The following is a 23,769-nucleotide window of genomic DNA, read 5'->3' on the forward strand; positions in this document are numbered from 1 at the left end:
TCCCAGCTGGCAAAGTTCTACGGGATCGAGCCGGACCACGTGGTTGCGGTGCATGACGAGATCGACATCCCCTTCAACACCATCAAGGTGAAGATCGGCGGGGGAGAAGGCGGGCACAACGGCCTCCGCGACATCAGCAAGGCGCTCGGCACCAAGGAGTACCTGCGGGTGCGCGTGGGCGTCGGACGCCCTCCGGGACGGCAGGAAGCCGCCGACTACGTGCTGAAGGACTTCAGTCCCACCGAGAAGAAAGACCTCCCTATCCTGTTGGAGGAGGCGGCCGACGCCGTCGAAAGCGTTGTCCTGGACGGTTTGCTGACCGCCCAGCAGAAGTTTCATTCTGCGGGTAAGTAGCGGTAAACTGTTCACGCAGTTCCTCACCGGACTGCATGGCCTGATGGCCCCAAAAGCGGGGGCCGACGTTGGGCGGCCTCTGAGACTGGGCCACCCCCATCCCAACGTCGGTCCCTTTTTTGTACCCTTCTCCCTTTCCTCCATTTTATTGATTAATCAAGGAAACAATGGGTGCAACCCGGCCCGTCCGGGCGTAGTCTAAGGGCCTAGCGCATGACGTGTTGGGGCGGACTCGATGGATGATTGCTTGACGCTCGGTGCTGACGGGCCACTGTCAGCACCGCAGGGCGATGACGTACGGCCACCGGATGGAAACTTTCGACGAGCCGGGGTGCGGCGATGCTGAACGTCCACGGTGAGTGGCCCCTGGTAGGCCGGGACCCGGAGCTGGCAGAGGCACGCGACGCACTGCTGGACAGCGCGTGGCGCGGTGTGATCATCACCGGCCAGTCTGGCGTGGGAAAGACCGCCCTGGCCCAGCGGATTGCCCGCGAGGTGGATGACTCCTTTGAGCTGGTCTACGTCCGCGGCTCCGCCATTGCATCGAAAATGCCCTATGGGGCCCTCAGCTTTGTGCTCAGCGATCTCGACGACGCGATTGTGGGCAACCCCCTGATGCTGCTGCGCGGACTGCAGGAACTCTATGCCCGGCGCGAGGACGGCCGGCAAACCCTGATCCTCGCCGACAACCTCGAGGAACTCGACTCCTCCTCGGCGATGGCCCTCGCTCACCTCGTCCGGGTGGGGGCGGTGAAGCTCATCGCCATCTGCCAGTCCATCGATGCGTCGCCGGAGGAATTCTGCGACCTGTGGAAGGACGGTGTGCTGCGCCGGATCGACCTTGAACCGCTGAACCTCGCCGCCACCACCAGGCTGCTCTCCGCAGCCCTCGATGCCCCGGTGTCCCGGGCCGCTGCCGCGAGCATGTGGCACACCACCGGCGGCAACCCGCTCTTCCTGCAGGCGCTGACCCGCGAGCAGGTGGATTCCGGCGAGATGCTGGAACGCGACGGCGTGTGGGTGGCCAAGCCGCTCTCGGTGCCCAAGACACGGCGCTCCATGACCGACTGGATCATGGTCCGCCTGCGCCGCATGCCCGCCGAAGAGCGTGAGGCGCTGGAGCTCATTTCAGTGGTGGGTGTTGCACCGCTGGACCTGCTGCTCCGGTTTGTGCCGTCGTCGGCTCTGGATGCGCTGCAGGAGCGGAAAGCCATTGACGTGGAGCACGGCGACAGTCCCAACGTCCGGGTGGCCAACGGACTGGTGAGCGAAGTGGTCCGGTCACAGGTGCCGCTGGGGCGCGGCCGGGAGCTGATGCGGGCCATCGCCTCTGAAACCAGGGGCGCCAGCATGCCGGCGATCACACGGATGTCCTACGCCGCCTGGTGCCTGGAGATCGGCGCGGAGATCGACGCCGAGACCCTGATCGATGCCGCCCGGCTTGCCAACCGGCTGCGCGAGGGGGAGTCGGCGCTGCGCTTCATCCACGCCATCCCCAACTACTCCGCCATACCGCAGGCGGTCATCGAGGAAGCCCACGCGCTCGGAGTGGACGGCGACACAACTGGCGGCCTGCTGGTCCTTGACCAGTTCCTGAAAACCCACGCTGCACCGCAACTCCACGACTGGGTCGAGGTGGGTCTCCTCCAGTGCCGGCTCCTGATGAGGAACCCCTCCCGGCACGCCGAAGCCGAGCCGCTCCTGGCGGAGATCCGCCGCAGGCTGAGCGTGGAAACCGGCGCCCCGGACATTGAAGCCCTCGTGAACCAGACTGACATGCTGGCCGCGGAACTCGCCGTTCACAACGGCCGCTACGCCGAGCTGCTGGAGGAGTACAGCGACTTCCTGCTGGACCGGTCAAGCGAGCTGCAGAACCACGGGCTGCTGGGCTGGGTGGCGGAGGCGCTCGCCATGACCGGACGGCAGGACGACGGCGTCCGGCTTGCTTCCTCGATGCTGTCACGTCTGGTGGACAGCGGCGGTGACACCCTCCTGCAGGAGGCCGCCATGGCCCGGATTTTCAAACTGATGGTCCTGTCCGGCCGGTGGAACGAGTGCATCGAGATGGCTGCCTCACCTGCCAACCACGGCAAGGAAAGCGCCTATGACGGCTCGGCGTCGGAATTCGCAGAAGGGTGCCTGCTGGCCTACGCGGGACGTGGAACGGAGGCGCTGGACAAGCTGCTCCCCGCGCTCAGCCAGATCCGGGTGCGCGACCGGCAGCAGACCCTCCCCATCGCCGAGGCAACCACCGCCTACGCCTACGCCCTGGTGGGCGAAGCCCGGGCAGCCCAGGAGCACCTGGGACGGACCGACCACCGCCACAACCGCATGTCCTGGCACAACACCAGGGCCACCGAATACTTCGCCACGCTCGCCATGCTTGCCACCAAGGCTCCGGTGGAGGTGGCCGAGCGGATGCTGGAGCTCGCGGACGAAGACCACGCACTGGGGAACATCGGCCACGAACTGCTGTTCCTGTGCCAGGCGGTGCAGTTGGGGCTGGAGTCCGCGGCGGACCGGCTGTTCTCCTCCGCCCTCGCCTCGCAGGGGCCGTTCGCCGAGGTCTGCGCCCTGTACGGGAAGGGCATCGCCTCCAAGGACACGCACCAACTGCTGCTCGCATCCCAAAAGGCTCTGGAACTCGGGAACCACCGGCTGGCCGCCGACGCTGCCCGGCTCGCAGCCCACCTGGCCCAGGAAAGCGGCGAAGAGGTGGCCGTCACGGAAGCGGACAGGGTGCTGCGCGGAGTCGGAGCGCCCGGGGTCACAGGGCGGCGCGGCGCACTGGAATCCCTCACCGACCGGGAGCGTAGCATCGCGGTCCTGGCTGCCCAAGGCCACACCAACCGTGATATAGCTCAGGTCATGTGCGTTTCAGTACGGACCATCGAAGGTCATATCTATCGGCTCTACTCGAAACTCGGGGTGTCTTCGCGTAGCCAGCTCGCTCTCCTCCTGGAGTAAGGCGGACCATGGGGGAACACATCGACGGCGGGCAGGACCTGGTTGGGCGTGACGACCTTGTCGAGGAGGTCGTTTCTGCGCTCAGCGGCTCCCAGTATCTGGGCGCCATCCTCATCGGCGAGGCGGGCGTCGGGAAGACCGCGCTTGCCCGGACCGTGGCGAAGCAGCTGGACGGCAACGTGTCCCTGCTGCCCGTCTCCGCGAGCCCCTCACTGCGCAAGGTCCCTTTCGGGGCGCTCTCGCCCTATCTGCACTCACTGTCAATCAACGACGTCGGCTCCTCCATTGCGGTGTACCGCAGCCTCATGTCGCACATCGAATCCAGTTCCAACGGCAGCAAGAAGACGCCGCTGTTCCTGGTGGATGATTCCCACGAACTCGACGACAGCACCAGCGTGCTGCTGTCCCAGCTGGTGGCCGGCAGGCGCGCCCGGCTCCTGGCGCTGGCACGCGACAAACCCGGCCCGACGTCGGAATTCAGCGCCATGCAGCAGGACGGGCTGCTGCGCCGGTACGACGTCCGGCCGCTGACCGATCTGGAGGTACACGAGCTCTGCCGGCGGGAACTGGGGGGCGACGTCCTGGCAAGCGTCAGCGCCACTCTGGCGAAGATGTCCGGCGGCAACCCCATGTTCCTGCTGGCGCTCCTGCGGCAGGGGAAGCGTTCCGGCTATCTCGGTGTGCGGAACAAGGTCTGGCGCCTGGTGGGTCCGGCGCCGCCGCTCGATGTCAGCCTCATCGACCTCATCAAGGCCCGCTTCCGCCGCAGGACGCCGTCGCAGATGTCGGTGCTGGAGACCCTGGCGCTCGCGGAACCCATGCCCTTCGATGCACTGGTGCACTGCACCGACCGGCTGGGCGTCTCGGAACTCCACGATGACGGGTTGATCTCGATCGCCGATGGCCGGGAACGCTTGGTCACCCTCAGCCATCCGCTGTACGGGGAGGTGATCCGGCAGGATGTCCCCGCCGGGCGCAGCCTCACCATCCGACGGAAGGTGCTGGACGTCTTCGACCAGGAATCGAGCACCGCTGACGGCTTCCTCCGCTTTGTGGCCTGGGGGCTTGACTGCGGGCTCCCGCCGGATGACAAGACGCTGCTGCGGGCGGCGGTGGTGGCCAACCGGCTGCACGACGCCGACTTTGCGCTGCGTGCCTCACGCGCCGTCCACACCCCGGAGCTGCGCGGCAATGCCCTCGTGGAGATTGCGCGTGCCCAGATGACGCGGGGGCACCTTGCCTACGCCCGCGAGATTGTCGATGAAGTGCTGGACCAGTGCACCGGCTTCACCCTGGCCAAGGAAGCGTCACTGCTGTCCATCGCGCTGCGGGTCCGCGGCGAGGATGCCCCCAATCAGATCAGGGCCGACGTCGTCCGCTGGGAACACATCGCCGAGCGCATCGCCGCGGCAGCGGATTCCCCCGACGATCCGCAGATCAGACTAGGCCTGGCCGTGTCCCGCAACGGGTACCGGATCATGGAGGGTTTTGCCCTCAACTATGAGGGCAGGTTCCGTGAGGCGGAGGCGATCCTACGCGACGTCCTCGCCGACCGGTACTGTACGGACGAGGTCCGGCTTGCCGGCCTCAGCCTGCTCGGAGAGGCACTTGGATCCACCGGCCGGGCGCTCGAAGGGACCCGCGCCAGCGGCGAGGCGCTGCAGATCATCGCGACCCACGGGAACCAGTTCGTAGGGCACACGGAATTTGTGCTCACCCGCCACTTCACCTCCCTGGCGCATGCCGGCCTGTGGGATGACATCGAGGAGCTCCTCGACACACTGGTCCGCTCCAAGCCGAGCGGGCCAACCTCCTTCACCGGCATCACCGAACTGTCCGAGGGGCTCATCGCGCTGCGGAAAGGCCTCATGTCTAGCGCGCGCACCTCGTTGATCCTCGGGGTCGAGGGCCTGCGGGAGTCCGACTCCAACCAGCTGATGCCCATGGCGCTGGGCCTTGCGGCGTTCTCCTGCACCATGGTGGGGGACACCACCCGTGCCCGAGGGTACGCCACCGAATTCGAAGGGTGTGCCAGCCTGGGGACCATGCAGGCACGGCTCCTCGGCAAGGTGCACGTTGTCGCTGCCAACGCGCTGTTCCAGGGCGCCGCCCGGAGCATCGAGGAATTGCATGTGCTGGCCAGGAAGGCGGAGGCAGACAGCATGACTGTGCTTGCCGTCGTCGCGCTTGAACTTGCCGGGCGGCTGGGAGACGAGCGCTGCTTCGAACCGCTGGCGCGGCTGGCACGGACGTTCGAGGGACCGGAAGGGGCTGTGCTGACGGCGATGGCCAACGCCGCGGTCCGGAAAGACCCCGCCGCGCTGATGGACGCCGCCGAGCTTGCCCAGTCCTGCGGGTATTTGCTCATCGCCGCCGAGTGTCTGGGCAAGGCCGTGCGGTACCTCTCCCAGCGTGGGGAGGAGCACAAGTCGCGGACGGTGCAGCAGAAGCTCAACACCATCATCGGGCAGCTCGAGGGTCTGCAAAGCCCGCAGTTCGAGGCCGTGCGTTCCACCGCCAAGCTCACGCAGCGCGAGCGGGATATCGCCAAACTCGCCGGCAAGGGCTACTCCAACCGGGAGATTGCGGATGCTCAGGGCGTCTCCGTCCGCACCGTCGAGGGCCACCTCTACCGGATCTTCGCGAAGCTCGGAATCACCCGCCGCGAGGAGCTTCCGGGGGCCGATTCTTCGAGTACCGGGTGAGTACTTTTCGCCCCAAAGTCGGGTACCTAGTACTCAGGTAATGGGTAGGTAGTCTCCCTAGAGTTATCAGTGGAGCCGGCGACGTCGAAGCCTTCCCCAGACTAAGGCTCGTCCCCAGCCGTCGTCGGCTCCGTCACCCCTCGGGGGCCCCCACCCCTCGGGTCCGCCACCCAGTGAACTAGTCAGCTTACTTACGGTTCGTTATGGTGGAATCAAGGAACCGGAACGTGTGGGGGTGAATTACTCGTGAGGAAGGCGCAGAACGGCGCAGCGCCCGTTGTCCGCACCATCCTGCGTGCGGTGCTCTGCTTCTCGCTCCTGGTCGCCTTCACCACCTCTGCCGCCGCAGCGCTCTGCCTCCAGATGGAGCACCACGGCGCACCGACGGCCAACGATGCTCGGGTTGCCATGGACATGCCCGTCCCTGCTGGATCGCCGTCGGCGAAGGCATGCTGCTACCAGCAGTCCGATTCGCCGAACGCCGTCGTCGTCCAACAGCGGGCACTGCCCGCTGAACCGGCTGCCTTCCTCCCGGCGGTGGAAGCGTTGCTGACAGCGCCCGACGACGGTGAGCCGCCTCCCGGGGCGTTCACGCCCGCACTGGAAAAACGCGACCATCTCACGCCGTCGCTGACGGCCCTGTCCATCTGCCGGACATAAATTCTCTCCTGCGCGCTTTTTCCGCGCGCCCGCCACGTATCAACCGACACTGGATGAGGAGAATGAAATGACCCACCATGTAGCAGCCATGCTGGACACCTACCCCAAGGATCTCGGGGGAGTGGACCGTGCGAAGCTCGCCGAATGCATCGAGGCGTGCTTCGAGTGCGCGCAGACCTGTACGGCCTGCGCCGACGCCTGCCTCAGCGAGGATATGGTCGCTGAGCTGACCAAGTGCATCCGGACCAACCTGGACTGCGCGGACATCTGCGCCACCACCGGCAACGTCCTCTCCCGCCACACGGGGTATGACGCCAACCTCACGCGTGCGGTCCTCGAAGCGTGCCGCACTGCCTGCAAGGCCTGCGGCGACGAGTGCGGAGGCCATGCCGAAATGCACGAGCACTGCAAGGTCTGCGCCGAGGCCTGCCGCCGCTGCGAGAAGGCCTGCGAGGAACTGCTCGCGACACTGAACTAGAGGAGGCGCCATGCGGATGTACGTAAAATTCGGCATCATCCTCCTGGTCAGCCTCGCGGTGATGTGGACGCTGTCGATGTCAATGGTCCGCACCGTCGACCACTTCTATTACAACCTGAGCAACTTCTGGATGGCGTTGCTCATGGTGTCCGGAATGGCAGTGGTCATGGTTATCGGAATGTGGGCGATGTTCCAGAACAGGAAAGCGAACATCGCCATGCTGGCCGGCTTCGCGTTGCTGTTTGTCGGCGTCTTCGCGCTGGGACGGACCGAGACGTTCGTCGGGAACGAGCAGTTTCTGAAGTCGATGATTCCGCACCACTCCCGGGCCATCCTGGTTTGTCAGGAGTCGGACATCACCGACCGGGAAATCGAGGAGCTGTGCACAGAGATCGTGGACACCCAGCAGAAGGAAATAGCCCAGATGAAATCCATCCTTGAGCGGTACGAATCCGAGTAGTGAGAAAATGTCAGGGGCCGCGGTGCTGAACCGCGGTCCCTGGCGTTCACCGCCTCCGATGCATCCGACACTGAAGGGTTCTCCGTGCTTCCACTGTCCCGCCCCTGGCGGGTAACGCGATCAGCCGGCGCCGCCGTCGTCGTGCTTTTTCTTGCTTCCTGTTCCGCGGCCGCGCCGCAGGAGGCACCGACCGAACACGCCGCCGACGGGCACAGCTACCCCGCAGGCCACATCCACGGCATGAGCGTGGACCCGGGCACCAACCGGGTGCTCCTGGCCACCCATGACGGACTGTTTGATGTCTCGGCGTCGCCGGTCGTTCAGATTGGGCCGACGATCGACCTGATGGGGTTCACGCAGGCGGCCAACGGCGACTTCTACGCTTCCGGGCATCCCGGCCCGGACTCGGACCTCCCGGATCCGGTGGGGCTGATCCGCTCCACGGACGGGGGCAAAACGTGGGAGCCCCTGTCGCGGCAGGGTGAATCGGACTTCCATGCGCTCGCCGCGACGGCGTCGGCAGTGGTCGGGTTCGAGGGCGAACTGCTCGTGAGCGACGACGGCACGGAGTGGGAGGCCGCGGAGTCGGACTTTCAGCCCTACCACCTGGCCGGCGCATCGCGGGAAAGCACGGTCCTTGCCACCACCGAGGAAGGCCTGCAGCGCTCAACCGACGACGGCGCCACCTGGTCCGCCGTGCCCGACGCACCGCTGCTGATGCTCACCGCCCTGTCCGAGGGACAGGCCGCAGGCATCACCCCGGACGGCCGGATCTTCACCAGCGAGGATGCGGGGCTCACCTGGGCCGAGCAGGGAACCGTGCCCGGGGAAGCCTCGGCCATCGACGCCCAGATGCTCGACGACTCCACGCTCCGAATCTGGGTGGCAACCGCGGACAGCGTGCAGGTGTCCAATGACAACGGCCGCACGTTCACGAATATCAGGTCAAGCCACCAGTGAGTGCAGCGTCCGCCGGCCAGGATCCGTCCGCCAACCGGGGTCCGTCCGCTAACCGGGGTCCGTCCGCTAACCGGGGTCCGTCCGCCGGTCGGCGGGCAGTGCTCTCTCGCCGCATCCGGTTCTTCGTTGCCGCGACCATCAGCTACAACGTGATCGAGGCGCTGGTGGCGCTCGCCGCCGGGGCGGTGGCGTCGTCGAGCGCGCTGATCGCCTTCGGGCTGGATTCCGTGATTGAGGTGGCTTCCGCGGCTGCGGTGGCGTGGCAGTTCTCGGCGCCGGATCCCGAGCGGCGTGAAAAGACAGCCCTGCGGTTCATCGCGTTCTCCTTCTTCGGGCTGGCGCTGTTTATCGGGTTCGACGCGGTCCGCGCACTCGTTACCGGCGCCGAGGCCGATCCCTCACCGGTGGGGATTGCACTCGCCGCCGTGAGCCTGGGCGTGATGCCGCTGCTGTCCTACTTCCAGCGGCGTGCCGGCCGGGAACTCCGCTCGCGGTCCGCGGTGGCCGACTCGAAGCAGACCCTGATCTGCTCCTATCTCTCCGGGGTGCTGCTGGCCGGACTGCTCCTCAACAGTCTCTTCGGCTGGTCCTGGGCTGATCCGCTGGCAGCGCTGGTGATTGCCGGGTGGGCTGTCAAGGAAGGGCGGGAGGCCTGGAAGGGAGACGCGTGCTGCGCGAACCCGCTCGCTCCCGTCGAGCGCGATGCGGAATCCGGGGGCGGCTGCTCCTGCTGCGGCTCCTGACCGCCCAGCGCCGCACAGCGGCAGTAGACTGAATAGCGCACATTCGCTGTCGAGGGAGTTTCATGCCCATCCTGTCTGCACCATCACACCCGCTCTCGAACGACGAAGTGAGCCGCATCCGCAACGACTTCCCTCTGCTCTCCTCCGATATGAACGGCCGGCCGCTGATCTACCTCGACTCCGGAGCCACCTCCCAGAACCCGGTGAGCGTGCTCGAGGCCGAGCAGGAGTACTACGAGCAGCGCAACGCCGCGGTGCACCGCGGCGCACACACCCTCGCGGTTGAGGCGACCGACGCCTATGAGGCCGCACGCACCACCGTTTCCTCCTTCATCGGCGCCTCGCCGGAGGAGATCGTCTTCACCTCCAACGCCACGGAGGCCCTGAACCTGGTGGCCTACAGCCTCTCGAACGCCTCGCAGGGCCTGGGCGGCGCCGACGCCCGCCCGTATGCGCTGGGCCCGGGCGATTCCATTGTGGTCACCGAAATGGAACACCACGCCAACCTGATCCCCTGGCAGGAACTCGCCGCGCGCAGCGGCGCCTCCCTGCGGTTCATTCCCGTGGACGACGACGGCGCCCTCCGCCTGGAGGAGGCAGCCTCCGTGATTGACGGCAGCACCCGGCTGCTCGCGTTCACACATGCGTCCAACGTCCTCGGCACCATCAACCCGGTGACGGAACTGGTGTCCCTGGCACGCGGTGTCGGCGCGCTCACCGTCCTGGACGCCTGCCAGTCGGTGCCGCACCTGCCCGTCGATGTTGCCGCACTCGACGTGGACTTCATGGCGTTTTCCGGGCACAAGATGCTGGGCCCCACGGGGATCGGGGCGCTGTACGGGAAGTCGAAGCACCTGCACGCCATGCCGCCGTTCCTCACCGGCGGGTCGATGATCACCACCGTCACCATGGAACGCGCCGAGTACCTGCCGCCGCCGGCACGCTTCGAGGCTGGCACCCAGCGGATTTCCCAGGCGGTGGCCCTGGGCTCGGCAGTGAACTACCTCGTGGAGACCGGCATGGACCGGATCGAGGAATGGGAGCGGCTGCTGGGGGAGCGGCTGGTCGCAGGCCTCGAGCAGATTGACGGGGTCCGGGTGCTTGGTCCACGTGCCGGGCAGCCGCGGATTGGGCTGGCCGCATTCGACGTGGACGGCGTGCACTCCCATGACGTGGGCCAGTTCCTCGACTCCCGCGGGATCGCCGTGCGGGTGGGCCACCACTGCGCCCAGCCGCTGCACCGGCGGCTCGGGCTGACCGCCTCAACCCGCGCCAGCACCTACCTGTACAACACCACGGACGAGGTGGACGCGTTCCTCGCGGCCGTCGCCGACGTCCGCTCGTTCTTCGGAGCGTCGGCATGAGCGGCGGCCTCGAGAGCCTGTACCAGGACATCATCCTCGACCACTCCAAACGGAGGGTGGGGCAAGGGACGTTGGAGCCGTCGTCGGACGCTGATTCAGCGTTGTCCAGCTTGTCGACAGGGGAATCTCATCAGCTCAATCCCATCTGCGGGGACGAGATCACCCTCCGGGTGTGGCTCGCCGAATCCCGGATTGAGCGGGTGGCGTGGCAGGGTGCGGGGTGTGCCATCTCCATGGCATCGGCCTCCGTGCTCACCGAACTGGTCAGCGGGGGCACCCGCGACGAGATGATGGAGCAGTTGGACCGGTTCCGGGAACTCATGCGCTCTCGCGGGACGGTTGTCCCTGACGAGGAGGTCCTCGGGGATGCAGCCGCGTTTGCCGGGGTGTCCCGCTTCCCGGCCCGCGTGAAGTGCGCCATGCTCGCCTGGGTGGCCCTCGAGGAAGCGGTTCTCGCGGCCAACGGGTGACCCGTTCGCTCCGTCCGTCCCGCTCGGTTGACGCGCGCATGTCCCGTCGATCCCACTGAATCGGGTTGTTCGGTGGGAATGGACAGACATTTCGCACCGAAACCTGCGCTTCGGTGGGCATGTCTGGTGCGGCTAGCGGCGGTTCCCGTCCTCGAAGAGGTCCGGGATGCCGTCCTGGTTGGCGTCCACCTTCTCGGCTTCCTCGATCCGGCGGTAACGCTTGTTGCGGGAGCGCAGAATCACGGTGGCCAGGATCGCGGCCGTCAGGGACGCGGCCAGGATGGCGACCTTGGCATGGTCATTCTCCGGGGAACCCTGGGGGAAGCTCAGGTCGTTGACCAGCAGCGACACGGTGAAGCCCACGCCGGCCAGAAGCCCGACGCCGAGCAGGTCCACCCAGCGCAGGTCCGGATCCATGGTGGCCTTGGTGGTCTTGGTGACAATCCACGTGGTCAGCAGGATGCCGATGGGCTTGCCCAGCACCAGACCGAGCACAATGCCGAGGGTCACCGGGTCACTGAAGGCGGAGACAAATCCCTCCACCCCGCCGATAGCCACGCCGGCTGAGAAAAACGCGAAGACGGGGACAGCGACGCCGGCCGACAGCGGACGGAACCGGTGCTCGAAGGTTTCCGCCAGTCCCGGCTTGTTCGGCTTGGGCATGACGGACTTTCCGCCCTTGCCGATGCGCAGTACGGGAACCATGAAGCCGAGCAGCACGCCGGCCACCGTGGCGTGGACGCCCGATGCGTGCATCAACGCCCACGCGACGAACCCGATCGGCAGGAGGATGAACCAGGCTGCAGGGGTCTTTTTCCCGAAGAACTTAGGGTTCTTCTGCGCGAGGAAGGCGAAGAGAGCCAGCGGCACCAGGGTCAGGAGCAGGAAGGTGAACTCCACCTCTTCCGTGTAGAAGAAGGCGATGATCGCGATGGCGATGAGGTCGTCCACCACGGCCAGCGTCAGCAGGAAGATCCGGAGGGCGCTCGGCAGGTGGGAACTGATGACGGCGAGGACCGCTACCGCAAACGCGATGTCGGTGGCGGTGGGGATGGCCCAGCCCCGCAGGGTCTCGGGGGAGTTCAGGTTGACCAGGACGTAGATCAGGGCCGGGACGATGACGCCGCCTGCGGCCGCGGCCACCGGGACTATTGCCCGGGAGGGGCTACGCAGGTCGCCGGCAACGAATTCCCGTTTGAGCTCCAGGCCGACCAGGAAGAAGAAGATCGCCAGCAGGCCGTCCGCCGCCCAGTGGCCCACGGAAAGCTTGAGGTGCCATGGCTCGTAGCCGAACTCGAAGTCGCGGAGCGCGAAGTAGCTGTCGGCGAACGGAGAATTGGCCCAGATCAGGGCCAGTGCGGCCGCGATGATCAGCAGGATGCCGCCGACCGTCTCCTTGCGGAGGATCTCGCTGAGCCGCTGATATTCCAGCCAACTGGAACGGCTGAACGCGCGTTTGGGCTGGTTCGGCTGCAGTTCTGACACGGGCTACTCCTTCGGGGCACGAAAAATTACTGCCGACCAGACTTCCCGGCGCACCAACTGCTAAAACCCTAGCAGGGGAGTCTGGTCGGAGTGACGCATGTTACTCAGGCGGCGCTCACTCAGGCAGCGGTTCCCCCAGGCGGCAAGGGTGCTGCCCAGGGCGGCGCTTACTTAGGCAGCCAGGGTGCTGCTGCGGCCAGAGTGTTTACTCAGGCAGCGAGGGTGCGGAATCCGATCACCAGGGTGGCGGCTCCCAGGATCATCGAGGTGCTCACCAGCATGAAGTGGACCTTGAGGAAACGGGTGGCAGCGCCGCGCTCGTCCCGCGACCGCGGGTCCTTGAAGACCCGCCGCAGGAACGGCGGCCAGACAATCAGGGACCACAGGCCCGAGACGATCAGGACAATGGACAGGGGAAGGGGAAGCTCCATCAGCGGCTCTCCAGCCAGTTCTTCGCCTCGGCGGCCTGGATGTTGAGGGCCTTGCCGATGTACGGCTCCGCAGCGGCGGCGATCTTCGCGCCCATGAACGGGATGGAGGAGGTTACATTGCCCTCGACATCCACGCGGGTGGAGGTGCCTTCGGCGATGAGCCGCTGGACGGCGTCGACATTCACGGGGGCACCGGCAACGCTCATGGACACCTTCGCCTCACGGGAGCCGTCCCCCAGGGGAGCGCTCCAGTTCTCGGTCTGCGTGACGGTCAGGCTGTCGCCGACGAACTTGCGGGCGAAATCCGGCAGACGGGTGGTGGGCAGCGTGCGCACCGCGGTGAGGGTGAAGGCGGCGGAGGTATCGCCGTCGACCGTCAGGGACTTCAGCTCCCCTCCGACATGCTCGCTGGTGTGCTTCAGGAACGCTTCATCGGTGAAAACATCGGTCACCGTTGCAACGTCGTAGGGCAGGGTGGTTGAGGCGCTGAGTGCCACGAATCCTCCGGAGGTTGTTGGTCTTGAGTCCCGTACATCCTATGTGAGCCTGCCCGGCAGCCGGTTCCCCGGGCCGTCGTCTGTCACCGCTGCGCGGTAGTGTTAACGCCGACTCCCGGGATTCTTTGAGAATTTCGGGCTTTCGTGTTGTCTTTTTGTGCTGCCCACGACCCTGAAGGATCGCCATGGCCCCCACCGGACCCACCCTCAACGGTCTCCGCGCCGCCCTGCAGGAGGACCCCTCCTTTGCCCGGGTGCGCGCCAACGCGTCCCGTTCCGGTTCCAGACGCAGCACCGACCTGCAGATCGGCGCCCCCACCGGGCTGCGCGCCGCGCTGCTCGCGGAAATGGTGGACGGCCTCGCCGAGGCACACGACGACGACGGCGGCACCCCGGTTGTCGTGGCCGTCACCGCCACCGGGCGGGAGGCTGAGGACCTGGCGGCTGCCCTGCGAAGCTACCTGCCGGCGTCGTCCATTGAAGAGTTCCCCAGTTGGGAAACCCTGCCGCACGAGCGGCTCTCGCCGCGTTCCGACACCGTCGGCCGGCGGCTGTCGGTGCTGCGGCGGCTGGCCCACCCGGGGGCCGATCCGATCCGCGTGATCACCGCGCCGGTGCGCGCCGTGGTGCAGCCGCTGGTCGCCGGTCTCGGACAGCTGGAGCCGGTCGCCCTGAAAGTGGGGGAGGAACGCGGCTTCGACGACGTGGTCCGTGCGCTCGCCGACGCCGCCTACTCGCGCGTCGACATGGTGTCCCATCGCGGCGAGTTCGCGGTGCGCGGCGGCATCATCGACGTCTTCCCGCCCACGGAGGACCATCCGCTGCGCATCGAGTTCTTCGGCGACGAGGTGGATCAGATGCGCTGGTTTGCCGTCGCTGACCAGCGCTCGCTGCCGGTCGACGGGGACCGGGGCGCGCCCACCGAGCTGTACGCGCCGCCGTGCAGGGAGCTGCTGATCACGCCGTCGGTCAAATCCCGGGCCGCCCACCTGCGCCCCCAGCTGCCCGCCGCGGCCGGGATGCTCGAGAAGATCGCCGGCGGCATCGCCGTTGAGGGCATGGAGTCGCTGGCGCCGGTGCTGGTCGATGCCATGGTGCCGTTTGTCGGCGAGCTGCCGGCCGGGTCGATTGCCGTCGTCGTCGAACCTGAAAAGGTGCGCACGCGCGCCCATGACCTGGAAGCGACCAACGAGGAGTTCCTCCAGGCCGCCTGGGCCACAGCGTCCGACGGCGGTGCGGCGCCCGTGGATCTGAGCGGCCAGTTGGGCGCGGACCTGGAGGCGGCGAGTTTCCGGTCTCTGATGGACACACGCTCCTCCGCGCTGGCGAACGATGTGGCCTGGTGGTCGATCACATCCTTCGGGTCCGATGACCTGCTCACCGACGTCGACAGCTTCACCGTCGCCGCGCGTGAACCGCGCGGGTACCAGGGCGACGTCGCGGAAATGATGGAGTTTCTCGGCGGCAGGGTGCGCGACCAGTGGCGCGTCGTCGTCGCGACCGAGGGTCCCGGGCCGGCCCAGCGCCTGGCCGAACTGTTCCACGATGCCGACATTCCGGCGTCGCGCGTTGACTCCATCGACGGCGCGCCGCAACCGGGCATCATCGAGATCACGACGGCGGCTGCCGGCCGTGGATTTGTCCTGGACGGGCTCAAGCTCGGGCTGCTGACCGAGGCCGACCTGCTGGGCCGGACGTCGGCCGCCGGTACCCGGGATATGCGGAAGATGCCCTCGAAGCGGCGCAACGCCGTCGACCCGCTGCAGCTGCGCGAGGGCGACTTTGTGGTGCACGAGCAGCACGGTGTGGCGCGGTTCGTCGAGCTGATCCAGCGGTCCACCGGCGCGGGGCCCACGAAGACCATCCGCGAATACCTGGTGCTGGAGTACGCGCCGTCCAAGCGCGGTGCCCCGGGTGACCGGCTGTTTGTGCCGACGGACCAGCTGGACCAGGTGACCCGGTACGTCGGCGGGGATACGCCCGCGCTGTCGAAAATGGGCGGCTCCGACTGGGCGAAGACCAAGAGCCAGGCGCGCAAGGCCGTCAAGGAGATCGCCGGGGAGTTGATCCGGCTCTACTCGGCGCGGATGGCGTCGCGCGGGCATGCGTTTGCCCCGGACACACCGTGGCAGCGGGAGCTGGAGGAGGCCTTCCCGTATATCGAGACGCCCGACCAGCTGACCACCATCAACGAGGTCAAGGCCGACATGGAGCGGGAAGTCCCGATGGACCGGCTGGTCTCCGGCGACGTGGGCTACGGCAAGACGGAAATCGCCGTCCGCGCCGCGTTCAAGGCTGTGCAGGACGGGAAGCAGGTGGCCGTGCTGGTGCCCACCACCCTGCTGGTGCAGCAGCACTTCGAGACGTTCTCCGAGCGATTCTCCGGTTTCCCGGTGCGCATCCGTGCGCTGTCCCGGTTCCAGACCTCCAAGGAGTCCAAGGAGACGGTGGAAGGGCTGAAGAGCGGTGCGGTCGACGTCGTGATCGGTACGCACCGGCTGCTGTCCACCGAGGTGCAGTTCAAGGATCTCGGGCTGGTGATCGTGGACGAGGAGCAGCGGTTCGGCGTCGAACACAAGGAAGCGCTGAAAAAGATGCGCACCAATGTGGATGTGCTGGCGATGAGTGCGACCCCGATTCCGCGGACGCTGGAGATGTCGCTGACCGGGATCCGCGAGACCTCGACGCTGGCCACGCCGCCGGAAGAGCGGCACCCGGTGCTGACCTACGTGGGCCCGTACACGGACAAGCAGACGTCCGCGGCGATCCGGCGCGAGCTGATGCGCGAGGGGCAGGTGTTCTTTGTGCACAACCGGGTGTCCTCGATCGACCGGACGGCCTCACACCTGCAGCAGCTGGTCCCGGAGGCGCGTGTTGCGGTGGCGCACGGGCAGATGAGCGAGTCGCGGCTGGAGCAGATCATCGTGGACTTCTGGGAGAAGAGGTTCGACGTGCTGGTCTGCACCACGATCATCGAGACCGGCCTGGATATCTCCAACGCGAACACGCTGATCGTGGACCGGGCGGACAACTATGGCCTGTCCCAGCTGCACCAGCTGCGCGGCCGTGTGGGCCGTGGCCGCGAGCGGGCATACGCGTACTTCCTGTACCCGTCGGAGAAGCCGCTGGGTGAGGTGGCGCTGGAGCGGCTGAAGGCGGTGGCGTCGCACAACGAGCTCGGCGCCGGTATGCAGCTGGCCCTGAAGGACCTCGAGATCCGCGGTGCGGGTAACCTGCTGGGCGGGGAGCAGTCCGGGCACATTGCCGGCGTCGGCTTTGACCTGTATATCCGGCTGGTCGGTGAGGCGGTGGCGAACTACCGCGGCGAGGCCGAGGAGAAGGCCGCCGAAATGAAGATAGAGCTCCCGGTCAACGCGCACCTGCCCCACGACTATGTGCCGGGGGAGCGGCTGCGGCTTGAGGCGTACCGGAAGCTCGCGTCGTGTGTGACCGATGCCGCGATTGACGAGGTGGTCGAGGAGCTTCGGGACCGCTACGGCGACCTGCCTGCGCCGGTAGTCAATCTGGTGGCCGTGGCGCGGTTCCGGGTTCAGGCGCGTGCTGTGGGACTGACCGACGTCGCGATGCAGGGCAACTTCATCAAGTTCGCGCCGGCCAACCTGCCCGAGTCCAAGGAGATGCGCCTGAAGCGGATGTACCCGGGGGCCTCCGTGAAGCCGGCGATGAACGCGGCGCTGATCCCGAAGCCGAAGACGTCCTCCGTGGGAGGCCGGGACCTGGCCGACGCCGCGATCCTCGAGTGGGCGCAGGGCGTAGTGGATGCAGTGTTCACGGGGTAGCTTTCCCGGTCCTCTTCGGGAACTTTTGCGCACGTCCGGTGGCTTCGGGCCGTCGGAAGCCGCCAGACGTGCACGAATCTTCCGGGGTTTGCCGTTGCGCGTCCGGTCCTGAGAATGGGGCTTCGGGCTTTCGTTGAGCAGCCGAAACCCAAAGCTTCGCCGAACATTCGGTATTCACCCAACTTTTCCTTGAAGTTTCATCCATAGGTTTGCTTATAGGCGTCAGGGCACTGGGGACGCTTTGAACAGTCGGCAAACTTCAGGAAAAGGTCTCGGTCATGAATAAGGTAACCAAAGGAACCCTCGCAGCCGCTGCAGCGGGCACGCTTCTTCTCGGCGGCGTCGGCACGTACGCCACCTGGAAAGATCAGGAGACAGTGGACGCAGGCGACGTGTCCACCGGTGTGCTCGACCTCGAGTTGGAGAATGCAGCTTGGGCGCAGGACGGCACTGCGATCAGCATCGCTGACTTCGATATGGTTCCCGGCGATGCCCTGACATACACGGTGGACGCCATTGTCACGGCCGAAGGTGACAACCTGGAGGGAACATTCAGCGTCACTGATGGACTCACCGCGATTGCCGACTCCCAAGATGTATCGCAGTACGTCACAGTCACGCTGGGCGAACCGGATTACGCAGCAATCACCGGGACAAACGTGGACAACAAGCTCGCGGTGGATGGAACGACCGGTGTGGTTTCCTTCGACGAAGCCGACACCTACAAGATTCCGCTGACGGTCACGGTCTCCCTGAATGCGGATCTTCAGAAAGCCCAGGACCTGGTCGTTGACCTTGGCACTGTGGGCGTCGTCCTGACGCAGTCCTAACCACACACCACCGGCAGTCGGGGCGAGGAACGGTGCAGGATCATGGGCAAGATCGGGATTGCAGCAGCCGGCGCGGTGCTGCTCGTCGTCGCTGGGACGGCGGGCGGCACCGGAGCCCTCTGGCAGGATAACGCGGCGCTGAACCCCGGATCCGTGACTACCGGAAGCCTCGAACTGCTCGCCGGCGGATCTCCCGAAAGCTACGTGTTCACCACGCTGAGCACCGACAACCTCGCACCCGGCGCCTCGGTCAGCGCGCCTCTGGCCCTTCGCAACGGAGGGACCGCGGAGATGCTCTACCAGCTCGCGGACGTGGCAACAGCAACATCCACCACGGCCGACAGCCTGCTCGCCGCAGCGCTCACCCTGATCGTCACCGATGACCCGGTCTGCAACGGAACCACCCCGGCGAGTGCCGCCACCCTGTACCTGGGTCCGCTCACAGGCGGAGCATTCGCTGGGAGCCGGCTGGCGCCGTCGTCGGCTATTGATTTGTGCATCACGGTCGCGATGAACGCCGACGCACCGATCGAAGCGGCCCAGGGCACCACCGCAGCAACATTCACATTCAGGGGGGATCAGGTCCAATGAGGCAGGAAACCGGGGGAATGTGGTGGGTGCGACAAGTGCTGTCCTGGACCTGCCTGCTGGCGGTGCTGGGATTGCTGGCGGCCATGGTGGTTCTTCCGAAGACCCTCGGATCCGGTGCCTACACCGTCCTGACCGGCTCAATGCAGCCCGGCATGCCGCCCGGCAGCCTCGTGGTCACCAGGAACGCCGACGCCGGTGAGCTGCGAATCGGGGACGCCATCACCTACCAGATCCGCTCCGGTGAACCGGCCGTCATTACCCACCGGATCATCGCCCGGACCTCCGGCAGCAACGGCGTCACCTTCACCACCCAGGGCGACGCCAGCCCCGTGCCGGACGCGGAGCAGGTGCGGCCGGAGCAGATCCGCGGCGTCGTCTGGTACAGCATCCCGTTCGCCGGATACGTCAACGGCTGGCTGACCGGTGAGCAGCGCATCTGGGCTGTGGGCACCGCCGTCGTACTGCTGTTCGGATACACCGCGTCAATGTTCACCGGTGCGGCGGTGGAACGGGCCCGCAAGCGTTCAGCGGCCGGCACCGGAAACAAAACGACCGAAAACACCACGACGGAAGAGGAGCGCAACCATGCGACAGCTTGACTCAGTGCGCCTCCGGGCGCTGCTGTCCCTCGGGATCGTGGCCGGGTTCGGGGCTGTAGGCACCCTCGCAGCATGGACGGACTCCGCCACCGCCACCGCCCAGTTCTCCGCCGGCACCCTTGACCTCACGCTCAACGGCGAAGCGGACGACGCCGTGGACCTCACCTCCCTCACCATGACCAACATGTACCCGGGATCGGCGAAGGCCGCCGTGCTGACGGTCGCGAACACCGGCTCACTGCCGTACGCCTACAACTTCGCCACGACGGCCACCGGCAACGCCGCCCTGGCTACGGCGCTCACCATCTCCGTAGCACCCGGCGGCCTCGCCGCGGACGGGATCAACTGCGCGGGCACGGCACTGCCGCTGGGATCGGCCTCCCTGGCGGGCAGTTCGTTGGCCTCAGCCCGGACGCTGGCGCCCGCCGCTGCTGAACAGCTCTGCATCCGCGTGAGCCTACCGGCTGCCGCCGACAACTCCCTGCAGGGAACCAGCACGACGGCGACACTCACCTTCACTGCCAACCAGGCCGGCTGACATGGGCCTCAACCGGATCCAGAATGCGGCGCTCACCGTCGGGGCGGTCCTCGGATCGCTGTGCCTGCTGGCGGCGCTCGCGGCCGTTCTCTTCGGGATCAAGCCGCTCATCTTCACCTCCGGGTCGATGGATCCCACCATTCCCACCGGCGGTCTGGCGCTCAGCATTCCGGTTGAGGCTTCCGGTATTGGTCCGGGCGACATCGTCAGCACCGAGAACTCCACCGGAACCCGGATTACGCACCGGGTTGTGGCGGTAGAGCCGGCTGCCGGGTACGCGCAGCTCACCCTGCAGGGCGACGCCAATGACGTCGCTGACGCCGAGGTCTACCCGGTCACCGAAGTGGACCGCGTGTTCTGGTCCGCGCCGCTGCTCGGGTACGCGGTGGCCTGGCTCAGCAGCCCCACGGCCGTGTTTGTGGGCGGCCTCTTCACCGCCTACCTGCTGTATGTGGCGTTCGGGGTGAAGCGGGAACCGAAGCCGGGTTTGCCCACCGCCAGTGTTGCCACGGCCGGTGTGCTCTTGCTCGCTGGCGGCGCCCTGTATGGCGGTGCGCTGCACGGTGCGGATCCCGCCAGTGCGGCGTTCACATCGAAGGCGACGGCTGCGGCTTCATTTTCGGCGGCCTCGCTGCCCGCGCCCTACCAGCCCGTGTGCTCGATTCAGAATCCGGGCGGTTCCGGGCCGAAGATCCTCCTCGAATGGTCCTACGCCGGACCAGGGAGCGCCTACTCCGTGCGGGTTGACGGCAACCCCGCCGTCCAGACCACAGTCCGGTCGATCCTGCTGGACCGGGCCAGCGCCACCGTCACCATTCAGGCCGGCTACCTGGGCTGGACGTCCACAGCCCTGCGCGTCAATGTCCAGAACCAGGGGCAGGGGATGGGCGGCAGCGTGACGTGCACGGTGCTGTAGCTTGCCTGTGGACAGGGCGCGCCGCCGCGGTTACCCGGTGGTAAAGTCGTAGCGTCCATGCGGGTCCGACCACCTGTCCCGGCGCTATCGATACCCAGGCTAACCACCAACAGAGGGTGCGGCGGGAACCGTTCCGTGCATGGCAGCGAGTAGAAGTATGGAGAACCTGTGACCATGGAAACCACGCGCGCCGGAACCACCGTTGCACCGGCGTCGAGGGCCCTGGAAGTGATCGGTGGCGATCTCACCGAACGCAGCCTGCGCCGCTACCTCGAGGGCATTCCGGGCGTTGATGCCGTGGGCCTGGAGGCCCGCGCCGCCGCCCTGGGAACCCGCTCGATCAAGACCACCTCCAAGGCCTGGGCGCTGGATACCATCATCCGGTTGACTGACCTGACCACGCTTGAGGGTGCTGACACGCCGGGCAAGGTGCGCTCGCTGGTGGCCAAGGCCATGGTCCCGGATCCCGATGACATGTCCACTCCGCGCGTCGCCGCGGTGTGCGTGTACGGCGATATGGTGCCGCACGCTGTGGAGGCGCTGGGTTCCGCGCACGACGACGGCGCCCCCGGCCGCATCAACGTCGCTGCGGTGGCTACCGCCTTCCCGAGCGGCCGCGCGTCCCGGTCCGTGAAGCTCTCCGACACCTCCGACGCCGTTGCTGCCGGAGCCGACGAGATCGACATGGTCATCGACCGCGGCGCGTTCCTCTCCGGCCGGTACGGCCAGGTGTTCGACGAAATCGTCGCCGTCAAGGAAGCGTGCAAGCGTCCGGATGGTACCTATGCGCACCTGAAGGTCATCCTGGAAACCGGTGAGCTGAACACGTATGACAATGTGCGCCGCGCGTCCTGGCTGTCGATCCTGGCCGGCGGTGACTTCATCAAGACGTCCACGGGCAAGGTCACTCCGGCGGCCACCCTGCCGGTGACGCTGTCCATGCTCGAGGTGGTCCGTGACTGGCACCGCCTCACGGGCGAGAAGATCGGCGTGAAGCCCGCGGGCGGGATCCGGGCGTCGAAAGACGCCATCAAGTACCTGGTCACTGTCGCGGAAACTGTGGGGGAGGAGTGGCTGCAGCCGGACCTGTTCCGCTTCGGCGCCTCGAGCCTCCTCAACGATGTGCTCCTGCAGCGCCAGAAGCTCACCAGCGGCCGCTATTCCGGCCCGGCCTACGTCACGATCGACTAAAAGGACCTGCCATGACTTTCCTCGACTACGCTCCCGCGCCCGAGTCGGCAGCGATCCTGAACCTTCGTGATGAGTACGGATTGTTCATCAACGGTGAGTTCGTCCCCGGCAACGGGGAGTCCTTCACCACCATCTCCCCGGCCACCGAGAAGCACATTGCCACCGTGTCCTGCGCCAATGAGCAGGATGTGGATGCCGCCGTCGTCGCCGCCCGCCGTGCGTATGAGAAGACGTGGTCGCGGATGTCCGGTGCTGACCGCGGGAAGTACCTTTTCCGCATTGCCCGGCTGGTGCAGGAGCGTGCCCGCGAGCTCGCCGTCGCCGAGAGCCTGGACAACGGCAAGCCGATCAAGGAAAGCCGCGACGTCGACATTCCCCTGGTGGCTGCCTGGTTCTTCTACTACGCGGGTTGGGCGGACAAGCTGGAGTACGCCGGGCTGGGGCCGAATCCGCGGTCGCTCGGCGTGGCCGCGCAGGTGATCCCGTGGAACTTCCCGCTGCTGATGCTGGCGTGGAAGATCGCCCCGGCTTTGGCTGCCGGGAACACGGTGGTGCTCAAGCCCGCCGAGACCACCCCGCTGACGGCGCTGCTGTTCGCGGAGATCCTGCAGCAGGCGGACCTGCCGGCCGGCGTCGTCAACATTGTCACCGGAGCCGGCGCCACCGGGTCCGCGCTGGTGAACCACCCGGACGTGAACAAGGTTGCATTCACGGGCTCGACGGCGGTGGGCCGGCAGATTGCCCGCTCCACGGCAGGCTCGTCCAAGAAACTCACCCTCGAACTCGGCGGGAAGGGCGCGAACATCGTGTTCGACGACGCCCCCATCGACCAAGCCGTCGAGGGGATCGTCAACGGCATCTTCTTCAACCAGGGGCAGGTCTGCTGCGCGGGTTCACGTCTGCTGGTGCAGGAGTCCATCCATGACGACGTCGTCGAGCGGTTGAAGTCCCGCCTGGCCACCCTGCGCGTGGGGGATCCGCTGGATAAGAACACCGACGTCGGCGCGATCAACTCGGCCTCGCAGCTGGGCCGGATGCGCGAGCTCTCCGACATCGGTGAGCAGGAGGGCGCCGAACGCTGGAGCCCGGCCTGCAACCTGCCGTCGGAGGGATTCTGGTTCCCGCCGACCATCTTCACCAACGTCTCCACGAGTTCCCGGATCGCGAGGGACGAGATTTTCGGGCCGGTGCTGTCCGTGCTGACGTTCCGCACCCCGGCCGAGGCGATCGCAAAGGCCAACAACACCCCGTACGGCCTTTCCGCGGGGATCTGGACGGACAAGGGCAGCCGCATCCTTGCGGTCGCGGACAAACTGCGCGCCGGCGTCGTCTGGGCCAACACGTTCAACAAGTTCGATCCGGCGTCGCCGTTCGGCGGGTACAAGGAGTCCGGTTACGGCCGCGAGGGTGGCAAGCAGGGCCTGCACGCGTACCTGGCGCCGTCTGCTTTTGCGGGGTCGTCTGCTTTCAAGGGAGATGCTCGATGAGCCGGCTGGCTGTTCCGAAGACCTACAAGCTGTATGTCGGCGGCAAGTTCATCCGGAGCGAATCCGGGCGTGTGTATGAGGTGGCAACCACAAAGGGGAGCTTTTCGGTGAGTTCAGTCAACGCCGCGAAGGCCTCCCGGAAGGACGCCCGCGACGCCGTCGTGGCCGCCCGCGCCGCCGTCAGCGGCTGGTCCGGGACCACCGGGTACAACCGCGGGCAGGTGCTGTACCGGATCGCGGAGA

General features: G+C 66.7%; 21 protein-coding genes and 1 pseudogene. 19 read left to right on the forward strand and 3 right to left on the reverse strand.

Going from position 1 to position 23,769, the window contains the following annotated elements; all coding sequences use genetic code 11:
- The 10 genes from pth to sufU form a co-directional block, all read left to right on the forward strand.
- A partial coding sequence (gene pth, locus X803_RS22790) for an aminoacyl-tRNA hydrolase (protein ID WP_035778588.1) occupies positions 1 to 354 on the forward strand: 354 nt, incomplete at its 5' end.
- A 339-nt stretch (positions 355 to 693) separates the two neighbouring features.
- Positions 694 to 3,321, forward strand: a complete 2,628-nt coding sequence (locus X803_RS0110345) for a helix-turn-helix transcriptional regulator (RefSeq protein ID WP_026545081.1) — start codon at positions 694 to 696, stop codon at positions 3,319 to 3,321.
- 8 nt (positions 3,322 to 3,329) lie between these two features.
- Positions 3,330 to 6,026, forward strand: coding sequence for a helix-turn-helix transcriptional regulator (locus tag X803_RS0110350; protein WP_026545082.1), 2,697 nt, complete (start codon positions 3,330 to 3,332; stop codon positions 6,024 to 6,026).
- Between the two features lie 246 nt (positions 6,027 to 6,272).
- Positions 6,273 to 6,686: a hypothetical protein gene (locus tag X803_RS0110355; RefSeq protein WP_026545083.1), complete on the forward strand. Its 414-nt coding sequence runs from the start codon at positions 6,273 to 6,275 to the stop codon at positions 6,684 to 6,686.
- A gap of 67 nt (positions 6,687 to 6,753) precedes the next feature.
- Positions 6,754 to 7,164 carry a four-helix bundle copper-binding protein gene (locus X803_RS0110360; RefSeq protein WP_026545084.1) on the forward strand — a complete coding sequence of 137 codons (411 nt, stop codon included), beginning with the start codon at positions 6,754 to 6,756 and terminating at the stop codon, positions 7,162 to 7,164.
- Positions 7,165 to 7,174: 10 nt separating this feature from the next.
- Positions 7,175 to 7,624 carry a DUF305 domain-containing protein gene (locus tag X803_RS0110365; RefSeq protein WP_026545085.1) on the forward strand — a complete coding sequence of 150 codons (450 nt, stop codon included), beginning with the start codon at positions 7,175 to 7,177 and terminating at the stop codon, positions 7,622 to 7,624.
- A gap of 84 nt (positions 7,625 to 7,708) precedes the next feature.
- The gene (locus X803_RS0110370) at positions 7,709 to 8,584 is read left to right on the forward strand and encodes a F510_1955 family glycosylhydrolase (RefSeq protein WP_051470653.1); all 876 of its coding nucleotides are present in this window, start codon (positions 7,709 to 7,711) and stop codon (positions 8,582 to 8,584) included.
- A 98-nt stretch (positions 8,585 to 8,682) separates the two neighbouring features.
- Complete coding sequence (locus X803_RS19210) at positions 8,683 to 9,327, forward strand: cation efflux transmembrane domain-containing protein (protein WP_051470661.1); 645 nt, start codon at positions 8,683 to 8,685, stop codon at positions 9,325 to 9,327.
- A gap of 62 nt (positions 9,328 to 9,389) precedes the next feature.
- On the forward strand, positions 9,390 to 10,691 hold the full coding sequence (locus tag X803_RS0110380; RefSeq protein WP_026545087.1) for a cysteine desulfurase: 1,302 nt from the start codon (positions 9,390 to 9,392) through the stop codon (positions 10,689 to 10,691).
- Complete coding sequence (sufU, locus tag X803_RS0110385) at positions 10,688 to 11,161, forward strand: Fe-S cluster assembly sulfur transfer protein SufU (RefSeq protein ID WP_026545088.1); 474 nt, start codon at positions 10,688 to 10,690, stop codon at positions 11,159 to 11,161. The genes X803_RS0110380 and sufU overlap by 4 nt, the downstream gene beginning before the upstream one ends.
- 132 nt (positions 11,162 to 11,293) lie before the next feature.
- Here sufU and nhaA read toward each other — a convergent pair whose 3' ends face one another.
- The 3 genes from nhaA to X803_RS0110400 form a co-directional block, all read right to left on the reverse strand.
- Positions 11,294 to 12,646, reverse strand: coding sequence for a Na+/H+ antiporter NhaA (nhaA, locus tag X803_RS0110390; protein WP_026545089.1), 1,353 nt, complete (start codon positions 12,644 to 12,646; stop codon positions 11,294 to 11,296).
- A gap of 209 nt (positions 12,647 to 12,855) precedes the next feature.
- Positions 12,856 to 13,077, reverse strand: a complete 222-nt coding sequence (locus tag X803_RS0110395; protein WP_026545090.1) for an SCO4848 family membrane protein — start codon at positions 13,075 to 13,077, stop codon at positions 12,856 to 12,858.
- Complete coding sequence (locus tag X803_RS0110400; protein ID WP_026545091.1) at positions 13,077 to 13,574, reverse strand: DUF2505 domain-containing protein; 498 nt, start codon at positions 13,572 to 13,574, stop codon at positions 13,077 to 13,079. The genes X803_RS0110395 and X803_RS0110400 overlap by 1 nt, the downstream gene beginning before the upstream one ends.
- Before the next feature lie 185 nt (positions 13,575 to 13,759).
- Between X803_RS0110400 and mfd the strand changes: the two genes are divergently transcribed.
- From mfd to X803_RS21515, 9 genes and pseudogenes are all read left to right on the forward strand, one after another.
- The gene (gene mfd, locus X803_RS0110405) at positions 13,760 to 17,374 is read left to right on the forward strand and encodes a transcription-repair coupling factor (protein WP_026545092.1); all 3,615 of its coding nucleotides are present in this window, start codon (positions 13,760 to 13,762) and stop codon (positions 17,372 to 17,374) included.
- A 278-nt stretch (positions 17,375 to 17,652) separates the two neighbouring features.
- Positions 17,653 to 18,204, forward strand: coding sequence for an alternate-type signal peptide domain-containing protein (locus tag X803_RS19215; protein ID WP_051470654.1), 552 nt, complete (start codon positions 17,653 to 17,655; stop codon positions 18,202 to 18,204).
- A 42-nt stretch (positions 18,205 to 18,246) separates the two neighbouring features.
- Positions 18,247 to 18,795, forward strand: a complete 549-nt coding sequence (locus X803_RS21080; RefSeq protein WP_051470655.1) for a hypothetical protein — start codon at positions 18,247 to 18,249, stop codon at positions 18,793 to 18,795.
- Positions 18,792 to 19,394 (forward strand): signal peptidase I, encoded by a 603-nt coding sequence (locus X803_RS19220; RefSeq protein WP_051470656.1) that lies wholly within the window; start codon positions 18,792 to 18,794, stop codon positions 19,392 to 19,394. Before X803_RS21080 ends, X803_RS19220 begins: the two co-directional genes overlap by 4 nt.
- The gene (locus tag X803_RS19225) at positions 19,381 to 19,932 is read left to right on the forward strand and encodes a TasA family protein (protein WP_051470657.1); all 552 of its coding nucleotides are present in this window, start codon (positions 19,381 to 19,383) and stop codon (positions 19,930 to 19,932) included. The genes X803_RS19220 and X803_RS19225 overlap by 14 nt, the downstream gene beginning before the upstream one ends.
- 1 nt (position 19,933) lies before the next feature.
- Positions 19,934 to 20,848: a S24/S26 family peptidase gene (locus X803_RS19230; protein ID WP_051470658.1), complete on the forward strand. Its 915-nt coding sequence runs from the start codon at positions 19,934 to 19,936 to the stop codon at positions 20,846 to 20,848.
- A 174-nt stretch (positions 20,849 to 21,022) separates the two neighbouring features.
- Positions 21,023 to 22,039, forward strand: a complete 1,017-nt coding sequence (deoC, locus tag X803_RS0110430; RefSeq protein ID WP_035778609.1) for a deoxyribose-phosphate aldolase — start codon at positions 21,023 to 21,025, stop codon at positions 22,037 to 22,039.
- Positions 22,040 to 22,050: 11 nt separating this feature from the next.
- Positions 22,051 to 23,526 carry an aldehyde dehydrogenase family protein gene (locus X803_RS0110435; RefSeq protein ID WP_026545094.1) on the forward strand — a complete coding sequence of 492 codons (1,476 nt, stop codon included), beginning with the start codon at positions 22,051 to 22,053 and terminating at the stop codon, positions 23,524 to 23,526.
- Positions 23,523 to 23,769 (forward strand): annotated as a pseudogene (locus X803_RS21515) (aldehyde dehydrogenase); the annotation flags it as partial. The gene X803_RS0110435 and the pseudogene X803_RS21515, both read left to right, overlap by 4 nt.

Source organism: Arthrobacter sp. 35/47 (assembly GCF_000520475.1).
GTDB classification, from domain to species: Bacteria; Actinomycetota; Actinomycetes; order Actinomycetales; family Micrococcaceae; genus Arthrobacter_D; species Arthrobacter_D subterraneus.